Source organism: Pantoea sp. S62, from assembly GCF_016658625.1.
GTDB lineage: Bacteria > Pseudomonadota > Gammaproteobacteria > Enterobacterales > Enterobacteriaceae > Pantoea > Pantoea vagans.
In genome coordinates, this window is sequence record NZ_JACVVI010000045.1 from 1 (window position 1) to 609 (window position 609).

Annotated in this window: 1 protein-coding gene; it reads right to left on the minus strand. The window is 59.1% G+C overall.

The window, feature by feature from the left end; all coding sequences use genetic code 11:
* Positions 1-57 precede the first annotated feature (57 nt).
* Positions 58-429 carry a hypothetical protein gene (locus IBT54_RS24850; protein WP_201253325.1) on the minus strand — a complete coding sequence of 124 codons (372 nt, stop codon included), beginning with the start codon at positions 427-429 and terminating at the stop codon, positions 58-60.
* Positions 430-609: the final 180 nt, after the last annotated feature.

The following is a 609-nucleotide window of genomic DNA, read 5'->3' on the forward strand; positions in this document are numbered from 1 at the left end:
CGTGCGGGTCAATCGGGTGGTGCAGGTTGCCCTGGTGAAGGCACTAAAAAATTGGGTTCAGGCAGTATGTTTACCTTTCATGAAGGCGTTGACCATCTGCAGGTCCTTAAGCGCATCCTCGCTCATAACGCGGGGGCTGCTGGCAGCGGGTATGTTTTTCACCGGCGATTTTGTGCGTACCCAGACGTCTGCGCGCGGCGTGCCCGGTGAGACCTGATGAATGACATCAGCGATGTACGCCGCCAGCTGCTCAATCGTGAGGTCTGTGAGTGCGGGCAGGTGCCCGGAATTCTCAGCCATCGGGCGTACTGCCGCATCCGGCACCGGGCGGGTGTTAAGCCTTTCAAGCCGGAACAGCATATTCCCGGCAGGGTGAGAGACGCGGATGAATAACGCATCCGGCTCCGGTGCCTTTTTATCCTGAATCATCAGAAACCTCCGTTATGCTGAAGAGCGTGTTACGTCACCTGAGCCGGCGACGGAATCAGGTGCGCCGGCAGATAGTACCTTGAGGCATTCGGCACCAGGCCCGGCACTGTCAGACGCCAGACGCTGACGGACCATATCGATTTCGGTCAGCATAGCGGCCAGCCGGCAGCTGCTCGCCTG